At 44.0% G+C, this 14,550-nt stretch carries 15 protein-coding genes and 1 pseudogene; 6 read left to right on the plus strand and 10 right to left on the minus strand.

The window, feature by feature from the left end; translation table 11 throughout:
• Positions 1-67: 67 nt before the first annotated feature.
• Both comGB and V5G21_RS01320 read right to left on the minus strand, forming a co-directional pair.
• Entirely contained in the window at positions 68-1,105 is a 1,038-nt protein-coding gene (gene comGB / locus V5G21_RS01315; RefSeq protein WP_338465168.1) for a competence type IV pilus assembly protein ComGB, read from the minus strand.
• Positions 1,092-2,117, minus strand: coding sequence for an ATPase, T2SS/T4P/T4SS family (locus V5G21_RS01320; RefSeq protein ID WP_338465169.1), 1,026 nt, complete (start codon positions 2,115-2,117; stop codon positions 1,092-1,094). Before V5G21_RS01320 ends, comGB begins: the two co-directional genes overlap by 14 nt.
• Before the next feature lie 155 nt (positions 2,118-2,272).
• Between V5G21_RS01320 and V5G21_RS01325 the strand changes: the two genes are divergently transcribed.
• Together V5G21_RS01325 and V5G21_RS01330 are read left to right on the plus strand one after the other, a co-directional pair.
• The gene (locus tag V5G21_RS01325) at positions 2,273-4,561 is read left to right on the plus strand and encodes an ATP-dependent helicase (RefSeq protein WP_338465170.1); all 2,289 of its coding nucleotides are present in this window, start codon (positions 2,273-2,275) and stop codon (positions 4,559-4,561) included.
• Between the two features lie 265 nt (positions 4,562-4,826).
• Positions 4,827-5,273: a hypothetical protein gene (locus tag V5G21_RS01330; protein ID WP_011247353.1), complete on the plus strand. Its 447-nt coding sequence runs from the start codon at positions 4,827-4,829 to the stop codon at positions 5,271-5,273.
• A gap of 76 nt (positions 5,274-5,349) precedes the next feature.
• Here V5G21_RS01330 and V5G21_RS01335 read toward each other — a convergent pair.
• Together V5G21_RS01335 and V5G21_RS01340 are read right to left on the minus strand one after the other, a co-directional pair.
• A pseudogene (locus V5G21_RS01335) lies at positions 5,350-5,799 on the minus strand (spore coat protein); the annotation flags it as partial.
• A 254-nt stretch (positions 5,800-6,053) separates the two neighbouring features.
• Positions 6,054-6,332, minus strand: coding sequence for a hypothetical protein (locus tag V5G21_RS01340; protein WP_095255102.1), 279 nt, complete (start codon positions 6,330-6,332; stop codon positions 6,054-6,056).
• A 674-nt stretch (positions 6,333-7,006) separates the two neighbouring features.
• Here V5G21_RS01340 and V5G21_RS01345 point away from each other — a divergent pair.
• The 3 genes from V5G21_RS01345 (at position 7,007) to V5G21_RS01355 (ending at position 9,443) form a co-directional block, all read left to right on the plus strand.
• Positions 7,007-7,720, plus strand: a complete 714-nt coding sequence (locus V5G21_RS01345; RefSeq protein WP_338465171.1) for a hypothetical protein — start codon at positions 7,007-7,009, stop codon at positions 7,718-7,720.
• A gap of 143 nt (positions 7,721-7,863) precedes the next feature.
• Positions 7,864-8,574 carry a hypothetical protein gene (locus tag V5G21_RS01350; RefSeq protein WP_095326370.1) on the plus strand — a complete coding sequence of 237 codons (711 nt, stop codon included), beginning with the start codon at positions 7,864-7,866 and terminating at the stop codon, positions 8,572-8,574.
• A gap of 119 nt (positions 8,575-8,693) precedes the next feature.
• The gene (locus V5G21_RS01355) at positions 8,694-9,443 is read left to right on the plus strand and encodes a class I SAM-dependent methyltransferase (RefSeq protein WP_338465173.1); all 750 of its coding nucleotides are present in this window, start codon (positions 8,694-8,696) and stop codon (positions 9,441-9,443) included.
• 172 nt (positions 9,444-9,615) lie between these two features.
• Here the strand turns inward: V5G21_RS01355 and V5G21_RS01360 are convergent, their stop codons facing one another.
• The 6 genes from V5G21_RS01360 to V5G21_RS01385 form a co-directional block, all read right to left on the minus strand.
• Positions 9,616-9,963, minus strand: a complete 348-nt coding sequence (locus V5G21_RS01360; RefSeq protein WP_338465174.1) for a DUF1360 domain-containing protein — start codon at positions 9,961-9,963, stop codon at positions 9,616-9,618.
• 125 nt (positions 9,964-10,088) lie between these two features.
• Positions 10,089-10,829, minus strand: a complete 741-nt coding sequence (gene fabI, locus V5G21_RS01365; RefSeq protein ID WP_051881110.1) for an enoyl-ACP reductase FabI — start codon at positions 10,827-10,829, stop codon at positions 10,089-10,091.
• A 155-nt stretch (positions 10,830-10,984) separates the two neighbouring features.
• Positions 10,985-11,890 carry an RluA family pseudouridine synthase gene (locus V5G21_RS01370; RefSeq protein ID WP_212929738.1) on the minus strand — a complete coding sequence of 302 codons (906 nt, stop codon included), beginning with the start codon at positions 11,888-11,890 and terminating at the stop codon, positions 10,985-10,987.
• Positions 11,883-12,686 (minus strand): NAD kinase, encoded by an 804-nt coding sequence (locus tag V5G21_RS01375; protein WP_011247362.1) that lies wholly within the window; start codon positions 12,684-12,686, stop codon positions 11,883-11,885. Before V5G21_RS01375 ends, V5G21_RS01370 begins: the two co-directional genes overlap by 8 nt.
• A gap of 20 nt (positions 12,687-12,706) precedes the next feature.
• Positions 12,707-13,330 carry a GTP pyrophosphokinase gene (locus V5G21_RS01380; protein ID WP_011247363.1) on the minus strand — a complete coding sequence of 208 codons (624 nt, stop codon included), beginning with the start codon at positions 13,328-13,330 and terminating at the stop codon, positions 12,707-12,709.
• A 21-nt stretch (positions 13,331-13,351) separates the two neighbouring features.
• Entirely contained in the window at positions 13,352-13,726 is a 375-nt protein-coding gene (locus tag V5G21_RS01385) for a hypothetical protein (RefSeq protein ID WP_011247364.1), read from the minus strand.
• A gap of 127 nt (positions 13,727-13,853) precedes the next feature.
• Here V5G21_RS01385 and V5G21_RS01390 point away from each other — a divergent pair, with 127 nt between their 5' ends.
• On the plus strand, positions 13,854-14,417 hold the full coding sequence (locus tag V5G21_RS01390; protein ID WP_011247365.1) for a CYTH domain-containing protein: 564 nt from the start codon (positions 13,854-13,856) through the stop codon (positions 14,415-14,417).
• The last annotated feature ends 133 nt before the right edge of the window (positions 14,418-14,550 follow it).

Here is a 14,550-nt window from a genome sequence, read left to right on the forward strand (position 1 = left end):
TTTTCCAACTCATTTTTGTGCTCGTTCTTTTTCTATATTACCGATTCTGATAGGGATTGGTCAAGTCTTACTCAAGCGAACCGATCATTTCAAACATCGGCAACATGACTACTAAAAACAGACCAAATACAAACGCACCAATTGCTAAAAGCAACACAGGCTGCAACCAAACAACGCCTTTTTGCAAGCGATCATCCATTTCTTGATAAAGCCATTCACTGTATTGCTGCAAATCACTAGCTATTGTGCCGGTACGCATACCATTCTCCACAATAGCAGCTAGTTCATCTAGATAATAAGGCTTTTCCTTAATGTAAGCAATAAATGACTCCCCTCTTTCTAACTCATTGTTCATCCACCGTGCTTCTTCTTTAAAAAAACGCAAATAATCTTGTCCTTCAAATACGTTTAGCGCTTGTTGCAACGACATTCCCGTTTCGAGGAGCCTTCCTAGTTGCAAAGAGAAATAATAGGAAATCGCTTGTTGGACTGTTGCTTTTATTGGCTTTATTTTTAGAAAGACCGCTATTTGGTCGTGTGGAGAGCGTTTTTTGTACTGCTTCCATATGAGCATACTTGCTATAAACCCAACCATAGCAAGTCCAATGAGCATATAGGGGACATAAGTAAGGAACTGAAAAAAGAACTGCGTTAGCCATGGAGGCGATGATTCCATTGTCGCATACAATGATTTAAAGTGTGGAACAACAAATTGGTTTAATACGATCAGAACAACCGCAGCGCCCCAAAGTAAAAAAATGGGGTAACGCAGTAGCTTTTGCAGCTGTTTTTTTGTATAAGCTCTTTTTTCAGCCAACTGAGCAGCAGACACAAGCCCTTCTGCAAGCTCACCTTGCTCTTCATAGAAATAGACAAATGATTGTGCTTCTCCAGGTAGGGAGAATGGCTCGATGCTTTGCCACAATGTCTTCCCTTCTCTTAAATCTTTTTTTAAACCTGTAATTTTCCCCTGCAACTCTCTTGAGGCGTGGACAGCCAAGAACGACAATGCTTGGTCCATTTCGTACCCTTTATTCAACAATTCACCGAGACGCTTCAAAAATTGCACTTGTTCCACTTTTTGCTTTTCCCTAACGGTACCCACTGCCCACCTCCGTCATCCCTTTGTCTGTTAGCAAGTTATATGAGTGCCGGTCAATCGCTCCAATGGCCCACGCCTTGCGAACCGCTCTAAGCGCTTCTATTTCACCTGACTTGTCAATAGAATCAGCTCCTTTTAAGAGCGAATCCTTTAGCAACCATTCAAAAAATGCCACACGTTTGTTTTTGCTTACGACTTTCGCTAATTTTTGGTGAATGACTGCCCGGACGCATTCAACGCGTACATTTACGCCTAACTCCGCTAGACGGGCAAAGGCAAGAGAAGCACTCGCAGCGTGTAAACTGGCAATTACTAGATGGCCTGTTGTCGCTGCTTGCAAAGCAAGTTCCGCTGTGTTGCGATCACGAATTTCCCCAATGACAATCACATCAGGATCGTGGCGCAACACCGCTTTTAAAGCTGTTGCAAAAGTGATGCCCGCTTTTTCATTTGTTTCAATTTGAACCATGCCGTCAATCGGCCTTTCAATCGGGTCTTCAATTGTTACAATCATTTTCGTGCTCGATTGCTGCACGTAATCAAGCAATGCATAAACACTCGTTGTTTTGCCCGACCCTGTCGCCCCTGTAAAGAGGACAAGACCGTTCTGGCAATGGGCAAGCTCCGTGAACTTTCGCGTATCAGAAGCAAATAAGGAAAGAGATTGGAGTGTATAAGGAGTCGTGCGTGGGGAAATGCGTATAGCCAAACTTTCACTTGGTTTAGCAGGCAATGTCGAGAAGCGAAGTGTGTAACCATTGCCTTGCCAATCGTAGGAGATCGCTTTGCTTTGTGGTTTTCTTCGTTCGCCAATATCCATTCCGCAAGCGTACTTAAAATAGCTTACGATTCTGAAGCCATCCTCAGCCTTTAACGTTTCCCCAGCATGAATTTCACCAAGTGCCCGGTAATGAACTAGGTACCCTTTTGAAGTGGGGAGAAAATGAATGTCGCTCGCTTCAGACTGAAAAGCTTCATAAAGGATGGCCGTGCTTTTTGCTTCAATGTCAGCCATTTGTAACCTCCTTTACAGTTTTCTAGTTTTTTCGCTATCTATTAGCAATTCCCTGCATCTTTTTTGTTTTTTTATATAGTATTTTGTTATGAGCTTTTATTGCGTGGTTGCTGTTCCTTTTGATACGATAACGATTGCACCCGAAAGGAGTTAGTATGAACACGGCACTTTATTTAAACGAACCTTTGTATTTGCCAGAACTTGATCGGGGGGAATGGCATACATTTTACCGGCTTAGTAAAAAAGGGTTGCTCCATTGCATACACTGTGGCGCCCCTTTATCTATGTCCTTCTCGATTCACCAAATGCCCTCATTTATCCATCCCCCTAGCGGCGACAACCGTTGCAGGGAGCAAGTAGAAGCTTTTGAACAAGCAAGGCAAGCAGAATCTCAAACAGCTGCTACAACCGTACATGGGTTTCGTTTGCCTCAAAGAAAGGCGGTTTTAAAAACCACCCCAGAATGGAAAGCGCCTCTTGTCTTGTCAAACGTTGCTCCGTTTACGGTGCCAGCCTCTGCTAAACAAATGGCCATGGAAGGCTACCGCGAACAACTGACAAAAGCCGGCCTTACACTCGACGATGCGCAATGGAAAGCTGTCAAGCATATCGATGGGCCGCTGCTCCTTTTAGCTGGCGCAGGTTGTGGAAAAACACGCGTCCTCACAGCACGGGCAGCCTATATGATAAGCGAAGCAAACATTCATCCCAACAAGATGGCGCTCGTTACGTTTACCGCAAAAGCCGCACAAGAAATGCGGGAACGAATGACTGAATACCCAGGGATTGAACCAACGTTCGCCCAGTCGTTGCTGATTCGCACATTCCACAGTTTATTCTATACAATGCTTGTCCATGCTGATTCTAGTAAATGGCATGGGTCAAAATTAATAAAATCAGGGCAAGAACTGTTAAAAATACAAGGCAGAGCGCTAGGTTTAGATGAGAGCGAGTTTCCTTATGATCAAGCAGCAACACAAATTAGCTGGTGGAAAAACCATATGATCGCTCCTGAACATGTTGAGACAACAGATCCGTTTGAAGAAAAAGCAGCCCTCCTTTACGAATATTATGAGAAAGCCTTGCGGGAAACAGGGCGTTTTGATTTCGACGATATGCAGCTCGGCTGCCTATATGTGCTCCAGGAAAACAACCGCCTCTTGCAGCGCTACCAAGAACGTTTTGCCTACTTGTTAATCGATGAATTTCAAGACATTAACCCTGTGCAATTTGAAATTGTCAAATTGTTAGCGATGCCCCAGCGCAATATATGCGTTGTTGGCGATGATGACCAATCGATTTATCGGTTTAGGGGGAGCGACCCTCGTTTTATTCGCAGTTTTACCGCTCACTATCCAGAAGCGAAAACGATTCATTTAGTCGAAAATTATCGTTCATCACACCCGATTATTGCCAGTGCCAATCGAGTGATTGCAGAAAATCGGACGAGACTAGAAAAAACGCTCGTTGCTCAGCACACATCCGATCAATTGCCTTATTTGTTCTTCCCCTACAACGAGGAAGAGGAAGCAACCATGATTGTGGAAGAAATCAAGAGGCTAATTGGAAAGGGCATTTGTCCAAGCGAAATCGCCGTGCTTTACCGCACGTCTACAAGCGCGAGAGCCCTCGTGGACCGTTTGGTTGATACGACGCTCCCATTCTCGCTCGAACAAGGATTTGCCTGTTTTTATGAACGGCCATTTGTACGCCGTGCGCTCTCCTTTTTGCGGATTGGCAGGAACGAAGAAAGTCCATATGTGATGGCAGAACTGTTGAAAGCTTTATTTATAAAGCAAGAGCATCTCGATCAGTTGTTACACATCCAGAAAACAGAACGGTGCAGCCTTCTTGAAGCCATCCCTTTTTTAACAGAGTTGCCCGCCTTTCAAGCAAAAAAACTAAAAACGTTGCCTGCTGATTGCCGCCGCATGCAAAAGATGAATCCATCCGAAGCGCTTGCTTTTGCCGAAGCACGTTTAGGATTGAATGAAACGATCAAAAAACAAGGTCAGGAAGGGAATAAATTCGAAAAAGGCAGCGACGATTTTAATCAACTTAAAGTCGCAGCGACACAATTTGAAACAGTCGAATCGTTTTTGATCCATATCGACCATGTAATCGCCAAACAACAGGAATGCCAAACGTTCCAAACTCGCCACCCAAAAAGCATTCAATTATTGACGATCCATCGTTCAAAAGGGCTTGAATTTAGCCATGTCTTTATTGTAGGAGCAGTCGAGGGCAGCCTCCCCCATGACTATGCGCTTGACGCTTGGCGAGAAGGCGATGATGGTCCCTTGCAAGAGGAAAGACGACTGATGTATGTGGCGATGACGCGTGCGAAAAAGGAATTGGCGATCTCGGCCCCTGTTCATTATCGGGGCAAACGAGCCCACCCAACCCGATTTGTGCGCAGCTTGATGAACCGCAGCCAAAACTAGGACGAGTCTGCTCTTCCCTCATTCCTTTTATAGGCATCCATTTCGTGTAACAACGCCGGAAATCGATGCCACGACCTCGGTGACGTTTACTCCTCAATGAGTTTGCCATTGAGGAGTATAACAGTAGGAGATGATGCAAAAACAAGCAAGCACACTCTCTACTTTTCCCCCTTTCCAATCAAACACCGCCAATTTCAATTCATGTTTTTGTTTTGCTTTCATACATTTAAACTAAGCAATTATGAAGCTGAAAGGACTGATGAGAGTGAATCGATCTCCAATGCGTCTAACAGCTGCCCAACTGCACCAACGATTAATCCATGCCCAGGCAGAAGCGGCTAAATTAGAAATAGAGCTGAAACGATATAAAAATGATTATCATTACAACATGATCGACCAATTGCAAGCAGAGAACAAACAACTGCAGGAACGGCTTGAGCAGGCGCTAAACGAGAAACACAAATTATCAGAAGAGCTGGCGGAAGCAAAAGCCAAGTCATTTACTAACCCACCGCCACCAAAAGAAGCAGCCCCTGCTGCCGGCCCTGAGGTAAAGGTGCAAGAAGAAGAACACCCGTCTCCAAAAGAAAAATTACAAGAGTCCACTTTTTACGTAGCTCATCGGGCGGCTCCACATGAACCAACTAGCGAAATGTCGCCAAACTGGTTCTCTCGTAACCTTTTAGATCGAGGGCGCTCGAAGAAAGAATGACCGCCAAGGCACAATAGCCAATCTGCGAAATCAACATACCAAAAAAAGCTGCCAAACTTGACAGCTTTCCATGGTATTAAAGGATATCCAATTCGACGAGGATGGCCAAGAGAATTGCGATTTGGATTTGAATGTTGACCGCCACTTGCGTATCCGTCGTTGACACTTGAACATTTCTGGAATTGTCGACAATCGTTTTTTGACGAGTGATTTGCTTCGTCTTTGAGACCTGAAGAATTTCTTGTGTGATTTCTTCGGCATTGTCGCTTCCAGCTAATGAGATGCGGATAATCAACGCAATGGCAGCTTGAATCGCTACTTGTAAATTAATCGCTGCTTTCGTGTCGGTCGATTCCACTTCTACATCGCAAGAATCTTTAATATAGATGAGTTCTTCGGAAACTTGGATATCTTTGTTTGCCTGTGTTGCTCTTTGTGCGATATCTTCGTCAAAGCCCATTGGATGGCACGCATCTGGGTCTAACGCAGACCATTTCTTGTGGTGGTCATCTCTTTTTTCCTTATCTGAATGATGATGCTTATCCGAATGACAGTGTTTATCAGAATGACAGTGTGAATCGTGTCCACCATGTGAACAGCTATGGCAAGAGCAGCTATCGCATGAAGATGAATGATGGCGCGGTTTATCTAAAAACCGTGTAAATTCTTCACTCATGATTTTCCCTCCAATTTAGAATCTAATTTAAATTATGCTCATCCGACTATTTTGCCTGTGCGTATGTCCCTGGAACAGCAGCCTAATTTCAGCTAAGGCCCTTGTTACTCTGTTTTTTTCCGCTTTTCCGCTTTCCGTTTTAGGATTTCACTAAACGGATCGCTTTTCCCCTGCGAGTCATTGCCTTTGCCATTCTTTGCTTCCTCGTTTGTTCCCGTTTGTTTTTCTTTCAACAGCTCTTCCACTTGTTGCTGCAGACCAAAAGCAGTGCTACGGATTTTTTCTTTTTCTTCTTCTGACAAGTCTTTTGTCGGAGAGACGTTATGCTTTTTTAAAACTTGGCGAACAAGGACTTCTATCAATTGTTGATATTGATTTTGCATGCATAAACCTCCTCATCGTTTTTTATTGGACACTAATACAATATGAGTTTGGCTCGTCTTAAGTGAGTGATACACGCGGAAAAATCAGCTCATTTACCGGCTAAACACGCCCATTTCATTTATTTACGCGTATTTCTTTTGCATTTTTTTGCTGACGGGGAACTTCTATTTAAATGAAGGAAGCGGCAATAACGTATAAACGACATGACTCCAACTTGTTCACTTCATACATAAGATGAAAGATGCAAACGCTTCCTCACAGCTGAAGGCATGCCTCGTGGAGATGGCATGCCTTCCTTTTATATTGAATGAACATACAGGCCCAAGTCTTTTTAATCCTAGTCTAAGATGAACGTTTATTTGTTTTTTTCTTACCACCGCAACAGGTAGGCTTTGGTTTGTACCCCGTTTTCGGTCTCTTTTTGTTTGTTACTCTTTTGATAAACGCTTGAGGCTGATTGCTTTTTTGATTCATCCGCTTTTTCCTCCTCTTTCTATTTATCGTATTTACTATCTTATGTTGCTGTAGCTAGAAGGTACGGATAGGAGCCCGAAAATAATTTATATCAGGCTGCACATTTTTACTGGCCATTCATACTATACAGTAGCCTGAACACCTAGTTAAGGGCACAAAGAGAGAAAACCACGCTAGGAAATCATAAGGAGGTTTATGCATGAGCACAGATCACGAAAAGCATAATGTATGCATTAGTGTCCCTAAAGTGTTCGACTGGGTCACACGCCAAGTCGATTTGCCAACGGCATGCTACCATGAAGGAAATAAATCCGGCAGTGATTTGTCCGAACTGTTTAAATGCAGGGACAGCGAGGCAGAATCGTTTACAGAGTTTATTAAACAATTCCCGAAATGTGAAGCCGTCTGCCGGGTGATTGAGTCCGAGATTTACACGAAGGAAGTGACTGATCCGCATAATAGGATGCAAGTAGAAGTTTCCATGCCAAATGGCGAAGAGGTTACGCTTGAGAAAGTGAAAATTCTCATTAAGGTTTCCGTCGATGTAGACCTATACGACGAAGCTGGCAACCATATTTGTACGTCATGCGATCCATTTGAATTTACAAAAGTCGAAACGTTCTACTTATGCGCGCCAGAAGGCACTGAAGTGTGCGCTTTCGTCACAGCAGGTCAATGTGATGCTGAACTTATCTTTGACGGCTCTTATATGCAGCTGGACCTTTCTTTCTCCTTCTGCCTAGATGTCCATGTATTAGCTGACGTTTTGCTGGAAATTGAAGCGGCATATTGCAAACCTCGGTTGGAATTTCCTATTAGCGATGTTCTTTGCAAAGAAACGAAATTCCCACCACAATGCCCTACTCTATTTCCTGGCAAGAAAAGCAAAAGCCATTCAAAATCCGCATCCTAATCTCCCCTTTTGCCACCGAGCCGTTTCACGACGGCTCGGATTTTCTCGTCGTAAATGAATCAGCCATACATACAATAACGAGATGCCGCGTAGTCTGTATTACCAGACTTGTTTTCAATGTCCGACTTTTTAAGGAGGCGTCTATGTCTTTTAACCAGAAAACAAACGTTCATAAAGAACATATTCAACTAAAGCAGCGATTATTGCACTATCGTTCTGAAACGGTCAAAAATGAACGGCTGCTTCGTCAGCAGGAGAAGAAATTGCTTGAACAAAAGCGAATTATCGATGGATTGACTGACCGGCTGGAAGAATTGGCTCAACAAGCTGAAAAAAACAGCGGTGCCGGTGCGAACGACTATGAACAAAATTCTACGAGGCAAGCGATCATCGTCCCTTATTTTTCGTATTCCATTCTAGCGCCTTCTACCTTCGAAGAAGATGAAACAGTGCTTGTAAAGGGCCATTTTGTTATCGAAAATAAAGGCACGGCGCCACTGTCCACTCCTATCATTTGCCTTGCCTTTAATAAACCGGAATTGGCTAATTTGACTGGGAAAATCAATCGCCCCCGTGCGCCTAAAGACCATGTTGCTCAAATGAATGAAAGCGATGGCTGGTCTTTTTTAGAGGAAAGCGGCGATGCACAAGCAAAAGAAACGGGCCAGTATTGGCTGAAGCCAAAAACAGCGGAAATTCCTGCCTTATCAACTGTTATGTTTTCTAATTTTGAAATTCAATTGCCTATGGCGGCAACAAGCTCTGTGGCGATGCAAGTAAACGGTTTTGTATACGGCGACGAACATCCAGAAGGAATTCCTGCTTTGAATGCGATCGCTTTCACCCTTGTATAGCTGTTTTATTAAATCAGGCGTTGTTAAGCCTGTTTTTTTTATTTTTACCGGTTTCCACCTTCATTGCACACTCTTTTAATTCCAAGCATATAACTATGTTTACTAGGAGGTATAGAGGGATGACTGAATTTTTCTTTCAAAAGGAAGTAGCGGAAAAGTACGAAGCCTATAATGACATTTTGGAGCAACTATTAGGGTATCAATTTGTGTTTTCCCATTTTGACAAAGACGAGCGCCAGACCATTCTTGACTTTGGCTGTGGGCCAGGCAAAATCGCAACACGCTTTGCTGAGTTGTTTTCAGCGACCGTTATTGCAGTCGACCAATCGGCAGAAATGATTCAGCTTGCTTCCAAGAAACACAACCATAAAAACGTGCATTATCGTTTAGTGAAAGACCCAAAACTCGCTTTTTTAGATGACAACTCCATTGATGGTGCTTTTTCATGTTTCGTTTTCATTACGATTGGGGATGAAGCAGTACTAAACGACATTTTGCGAGAAGTATACCGTGTATTAAAACCAGGTGCTCCATTTGTGCTGTTAGATACCAATCCCAATTCCACAGGTCATGTTTTTTCCACATGCCGTATCGGCGAAAAAGGCAAAACCTACAAACGGGGCGATATCATTCAAAAAGAATTGCGTTGGGGCGGAAATCAGTTGCTAATTGAAGATTACCATTGGCCAGAAAAAACGTATGAAACATGGCTCGTTAACAACGGCTTTATTGAAATCGAAACACAACAACCAACGCTACAAAACGTTGCCAATAAGACGATTCGACGTGTGGAAGATGAGTACGGCCTAAAATGGAAAGATGAAAAAACCGTTCCTCCCTTTATTCTTTTTAAAGGGATTAAAGGATAGGATCGTTAATTGGAAAACAGTTTAGCCCTAACAGATTGGCAACCTATTGTACGCTTAAAGAATAATATTTTTTGATGAATGCAAAACCATCTTATGCCAAGCTCTTTTTCATGTATGGTCCTTTATCTTTTCTATACACAAAAAGGGGAGTTGCCTATGTGGCACTCCTCTATTATTCCAACTTTCTTGTCATCGTTTCCAAAATTGCTGCCACAGCAGCAATGGAAAAAAGAACGGCTAACGGCCAAAATACGCGTGGAAAAAAAACATACCCTCCATAAAAGAATAGCGCAACCCAGACACCGGTACACCAATAACAGGATAGTAGGCTTCCTACCCATTTGCGCAGCCCTTGCCCCTTGCCTTCTAAATACAACACCTTTTCTCCATTTTCATCTACCATCTCTGTTTCTTTAATAAACGGGCGCCTAAGCCATACGGTAATATCATCCCAAACGAGCAAACGTGTAAAGCGGTAAGTCGCAAAAGCAAGCACGAACCATTCAAATGGTGAGATCATTGATACAAAATCCTTTCTTCCCATAATAGACATGATTATGAATGTGTGCTGTGCCTTATGTATAAATCAAAAACGAATAAAAAAAGCAGCGCTCATCATTGATGATGAGCGCTGCTTTTTTAACATTAAGCAAGTGAAAGAATATTATAGCCACTATCTACATGAAGAATTTCTCCGGTAATGCCCCGTGCTAAATCACTTGCAAGGAATAGAGCGGCATCGCCTACTTCTTCTTGGGTCGTCGTTTTCCGCAATGGTGCTCGTTCTTCAATTTCCTTAAGAACATTATTGAAACCGCCAATTCCTTTTGCTGCCAATGTCCGGATTGGCCCAGCCGAAATGGCATTGACACGAATGCCGTCTTTCCCGAGGTCGTTTGCTAAATACTTTACGCTGGCGTCCAAAGCGGCTTTGGCTACACCCATTACGTTATAATTGCGGACAACTTTCTCCCCGCCTAAGTACGTCATTGTAATAATGCTTCCCCCTTCGCTCATCAACGGGCGGGCAGCTTTGGCTACAGCGGTCAATGAATAAGCACTAATATTTTGAGCGAGCAAGTAGCCATCACGTGTGACATTTAAATATTCGCCTTCGAGCTCTTCCTTGTTTGCAAATGCAATACAATGGGCAAGTCCGTGAATAACGCCGGCTTTCTCTTTAATTTCGTTAAATGTTTTGTCAATCTCTTCATCGTTCGCAATATCGCATGGTAAAACAAGATGCTCCCCTTCGAGCGTTTCAGCAAGAGAACGGACATTTTTTTCTAACCTTTCTCCAGCGTAAGTAAACACCAAGTTTGCTCCTGCCCCTGCTAGCGCTTGAGCAATCGCCCAAGCAATACTGCGTTTATTTGCGACACCCATCACTACGTATGTACGGTTCGACAAATCAATTGCTTTCAATTGTTATCACTCCCATTTTATTATCAGGTACTAATAGTTTATCATAATGCCTAACAAGGTACTATGCAAAATTCGCGTTTGCTGTCTTAATTCCTGCCATATACAACGGAACATCTTCAATGAATGGGATGCATGCCCTCAACGAATGGACGCCATTCCTTCGGCAAGCTTTTTTCGACATAAAGTACTTCGTCTGTAAACGGATGCGTCAATGCCACACGATCGCAATGCAGCGCTTGGTGGGCCAACGCCTCGTCATGATCTCCATATAGCCCATCGCCGACAAGTGGATGGCCTATGTAAGCAAAATGGACGCGGATTTGGTGTGTCCTGCCCGTTTCGAGCTGCAAAGACACTAAGCTGTGTGTCTTTGATTCTGCTTCCACCTTGTAGTGGGTTATGGCTGATTTGCCACCTGGTCCCACTTCTCGTTCAATAATGCTTCCAGGCTTCCTGTCAATTGGCGCATTAATAATGCCCGCTTTTTCTGAAAGAACCCCTGTTACAAGCGCTTTATAACAACGCTTGACGCCCCCTTGCTGCTGCAACCGAGATAGCAAATCATGGGCGTAACGATGCTTGGCAACAATCAGCAGCCCACTTGTGCCACGGTCAAGACGGTTAACAGCATGAAACGTTGCCTGCAAGTGCTGCTGTTTATAATAGTGGAGCACTCCATTGGCAAGGGAACCTCCTGGTCTATCTCGTGAAGGAATCGTCGCCATATGTCCGGGTTTATCGGCAACGAGCATATGCTCGTCTTCGTAAGGGATGCCAAATAAAAGCTGTTCAGGTTGTAAACTTAGGCTAGGCGATTCAGGCGGTAGCACCATTGTCACTAAATCCCCTGTTTTCACCACATGGCGCACCGTTGCTTCCATCTCGTTCACCCGCAAAAGCCCGCCTTTAAATTTCACGGCTGCCAAAAGCCGCTTCGACACTTGTTTTTTTTCACGCAAAAACGTCCGTAATAGCAGGGGCGCGTCTTCATCGACGCGCCATGAAAAAGTCGGATTACTCACTAATAAAGGCCTCCTTCACCCGCTTCCAAAAAGGAAATGGCCGAAAACGGGCGAAACGAACTTTCTCTTCTGCGACACGGACTTGGATCGTATCGACATTTTCTGCAAACACCGGTACATTAAAATGATCGATGGTAACTTGGACGGACACATCATTTAGCAGTTTCAACAAACACGTATGATGCTGAGGCAACACTAAAGGCGATCCGAGCGTCCGATAAATGCGGTTGTTAATTGAAGCCATTTCCGATAGCTGGATCGATGCAAGAGACGGATGCAAGATTGCTCCCCCTAGCGCCTTATTGTAAGCCGTGCTCCCCGAAGGCGTGGACATGCACAAGCCATCGCCTCGAAATGTCTCAAACGCCTCTCCCTTAATCTCAACTGTGCAAACGAGTGACCCTTCGGTGCTTTTAATCGTACTTTCGTTGAGGGCTAAATGACGCCTCGGCTCTCGTTGGCCGCCACGATAGCGGATGACCACTTCAAGCAAAGGGTATTCGACAATCTGAAACGGCGTCTTGATGATATGGGTAATTAAATGCTCTGTTTCTTCAGGAACCCAGTCAGCATAAAAACCGAGATGGCCAGTGTGGATGCCTACAAAAGCGGTTTCCTCTAACCGGTGTGCATAAGAATGGAATGCCTCTAAAAACGTTCCATCCCCTCCCACCGTAATGACGATATCCGGTTTATCGCTGTCATGTGCCAAATCGGCAGCAAGAAGTCGTGTTTTTATCGTATCGCATAATTCATCTGAGAGTGTATCCCCTCGCGAGGCAACCGTAAACTTCAAAATTGTTTCACTCCTTGCTATCAGCGGCTTTGCTGTTGTTTTGCGGTTATAATTCGCTGAGCTTCTTGTACTTCATCACGGATGATCGACATTTCCTCATCGAGCCAAAAGGCAGCTTCTGCAGCCCGCTGCAAACGCATGTTGATGTCTTCCGGTATTTCACCGCTATATTTATAGCGCAATGAATGTTCAATCGTAGCCCAAAAATTCATTGACAGTGTGCGGATTTGCAATTCAACAAGGACTTTCTTTTCCCCTTCAATCATCTGAACAGGGTAGCGAAGTATTAAGTGGTATGACCGATATCCACTCGGTTTCTTCTTTTGTATGTAGTCTCGTTCGGAAATGATTTCAAAATCGGAGCGGGCACGCATGAGCTCAATGACTTTGTCTATATCCTCGACAAATTGAGTGACAATGCGAACGCCAGCCAAATCTTGCATCTTATCAGCCAGCTGTTCGAGAGGAATTTGTTTGCGCGCCGCTTTGTTTAATATGCTCGATACTGGCTTCACACGCCCCGTTACAAATTCAATTGGTGTATGCAGCGACGTTTTCTGGTATTGTTCCCTCGTCCCTTTAAATTTCACTTTCAACTCTTCAACAGCCTGTTTATACGGTGTTAAAAAAGCATCCCAGTCCAAAAGCTCCACCTCTTAAAAAAACTAAAATGCGTCGTTCACTGCTTGTTCAAAGGCCTCTCCATAATTCCCATTACCACGAATGTTCTCTAGAAGAAATACTAGCTCTTCCTCCATATCGACGAGTGCAAGACGAGTATGTTCATTCAGCTTTACATAATAACTCGTTTTTAATTTGTGCGCTTCATTTAATGCTGGCCAAACATTCTTTTCAAAACGGATCGCGTAAAACGCTTCCTCATCTTCAAGAATGTAAATAAAAGCATATTGGTCAGAATCGACGAGCACGCGCTTTCCTGGTTTTAATCGCGCCGCCAATTGTGCGTCTATTTCCTCTTCTAGTTCAACAGTGCTCGCTTCTTCGTCCACTTCGATGGCCGATACTTTATACTGTTTCATCCTTCTCCCCCAAAGCTGCTTTTTCCGTAATCAGTGTAACACAAAACGTTCTGAAAACCCACGTTTTGCAGAAGGACGCCAATCTACGTATAATAAGGAACGAAAAACGCAGAAATGGGGAACGACCATGGCTAAAGAAATCGAGTATGAAGCAAAATCAATGCTTAGTGAAGCTGCCTATCGCCAGTTAACCGAAAAATTTGGCACAAAAGCAGAAAAACAACAGAACGATTACTATGATACGGCTGACTTTACATTAAAGAGTGCAGGCGCAGCCCTACGAGTCCGTAGAAAAAAAGGCTCGTCCGTCTTTACCTTAAAAGCGCCAGCAAATGGTGGACTGTTGGAGACACACCAGCCTCTCACCAAAAGCGATGAACAGTTGCTCTTAAGTGGAGCGCTTCCTGAAGGAGAAGTGCAATCCGCCATTAAAGAACTCATCGGGACGATTCCTACCATTCGCCACTTTGGATCGTTAACGACCTATAGAATGGAGGTGCCTTATAAAGGGGGAGTACTATGTTTAGACCATAGCGTCTATGCAGGAACGGAAGATTATGAAATCGAATATGAGGGACAGTCGCTTGAACACGCCGAATCCATCCTTACCCAACTACTCGCAGAAGCTGACGTGCCATTCGTACCAGCGAAAAACAAAGTTGCCCGTTTTTATGAGCAAGCAACACCATAGAACAAGATAGAGGAGCAACCATTCCCTCCCCAAAAAAAGATGGGAGAAGAGAAGCCCGTGGTCCGCTCAACTCCCATCTCGTCTATTGCCTGATAGAAAAGGGTTGTTAATCTTTTTACAGTTGACGTGCAGC

This window comes from Shouchella rhizosphaerae (assembly GCF_036700015.1).
Lineage (GTDB): Bacteria > Bacillota > Bacilli > Bacillales > Bacillaceae_D > Shouchella > Shouchella rhizosphaerae.

Coding starts and splice junctions, on each gene's coding strand:
- V5G21_RS01320 (WP_338465169.1), bottom strand. CDS start 2,117: ATGGCTGACATTGAAGCAAAAAGCACGGCCATCCTTTATGAAGCTTTT.
- V5G21_RS01325 (WP_338465170.1), top strand. CDS start 2,273: ATGAACACGGCACTTTATTTAAACGAACCTTTGTATTTGCCAGAACTT.
- V5G21_RS01340 (WP_095255102.1), bottom strand. CDS start 6,332: ATGCAAAATCAATATCAACAATTGATAGAAGTCCTTGTTCGCCAAGTT.
- V5G21_RS01345 (WP_338465171.1), top strand. CDS start 7,007: ATGAGCACAGATCACGAAAAGCATAATGTATGCATTAGTGTCCCTAAA.
- V5G21_RS01350 (WP_095326370.1), top strand. CDS start 7,864: ATGTCTTTTAACCAGAAAACAAACGTTCATAAAGAACATATTCAACTA.
- V5G21_RS01355 (WP_338465173.1), top strand. CDS start 8,694: ATGACTGAATTTTTCTTTCAAAAGGAAGTAGCGGAAAAGTACGAAGCC.
- V5G21_RS01360 (WP_338465174.1), bottom strand. CDS start 9,963: ATGATCTCACCATTTGAATGGTTCGTGCTTGCTTTTGCGACTTACCGC.
- fabI (WP_051881110.1), bottom strand. CDS start 10,829: ATGGGTGTCGCAAATAAACGCAGTATTGCTTGGGCGATTGCTCAAGCG.
- V5G21_RS01385 (WP_011247364.1), bottom strand. CDS start 13,726: ATGAAACAGTATAAAGTATCGGCCATCGAAGTGGACGAAGAAGCGAGC.
- V5G21_RS01390 (WP_011247365.1), top strand. CDS start 13,854: ATGGCTAAAGAAATCGAGTATGAAGCAAAATCAATGCTTAGTGAAGCT.